This is a genomic window from Vibrio sp. S234-5, from assembly GCF_000960595.1.
Lineage (GTDB): Bacteria > Pseudomonadota > Gammaproteobacteria > Enterobacterales > Vibrionaceae > Vibrio.
In genome coordinates this window covers 1-657 of the sequence record NZ_JZAM01000036.1, presented here as the reverse complement: position 1 = coordinate 657, position 657 = coordinate 1, and the positions used below count along the sequence as shown (strand labels likewise).

Annotated in this window: 1 protein-coding gene; it reads left to right on the top strand. The window is 44.1% G+C overall.

Translation table 11 applies throughout. From position 1 onward, the window contains the following. Positions 1 to 435: 435 nt before the first annotated feature. Positions 436 to 543 (top strand): DUF3265 domain-containing protein, encoded by a 108-nt coding sequence (locus tag UF06_RS23385; protein WP_242401971.1) that lies wholly within the window; start codon positions 436 to 438, stop codon positions 541 to 543. The last annotated feature ends 114 nt before the right edge of the window (positions 544 to 657 follow it).

Here is a 657-nt window from a genome sequence, read left to right as displayed (position 1 = left end):
CGATGAGACCAATTATATGGTGGTAACAGCCAAGTTTGGCCTTTCGTTTTCACATCAATTGGAACTGGATTGGCTGGCATAGTTATCTCCTTAAAAATCTAGGCGACAACTATGCTGACACAGGGGGGAAATGACTGATCGGAATGCTCCGAAATACGCAGTTTTCCGGACACTTGTTCTTTGGCTCTGGAAATTCAGAGAGTTGCCTCAGTCAATTTTCGAGTAAGCGCGAGGTAGGTGCGGCTGGCTCAATCAGTATTTTGACCACAAGTTTTCGGGCTTGAATTGCCAAAATTCGAAGTCTGTTTTTCAAATCTATGAGTCATTTCAGTTTTTTAGGTTTTGGCTTTTGTTTGTGAATCAACGCTGAGTTAATCTTGGTTTTGGTAAAACGTAAGCCCTTGAAGCTTAAACATAACAAAGCGTTAAAGAGGGATTCGTGCCGCGTGGCATTTTTGGTATGCGGTGAGTTTCGGTGGTGAAAGTGGTTTGCGGAAGGTTGGTTTATGCGGCACTCACCCCTTAACGCGGCGTTATGCTTAATCACGCAAAATCAGTGAGTTATGGTTCTTCTTTGTTCCTTTGGCTTTTCAGTTTTGTGTTTGTCGGCAAGTTGGCTCCATTGGGCGCAGTTTTCCGGACACTTGTTCTTTGGCG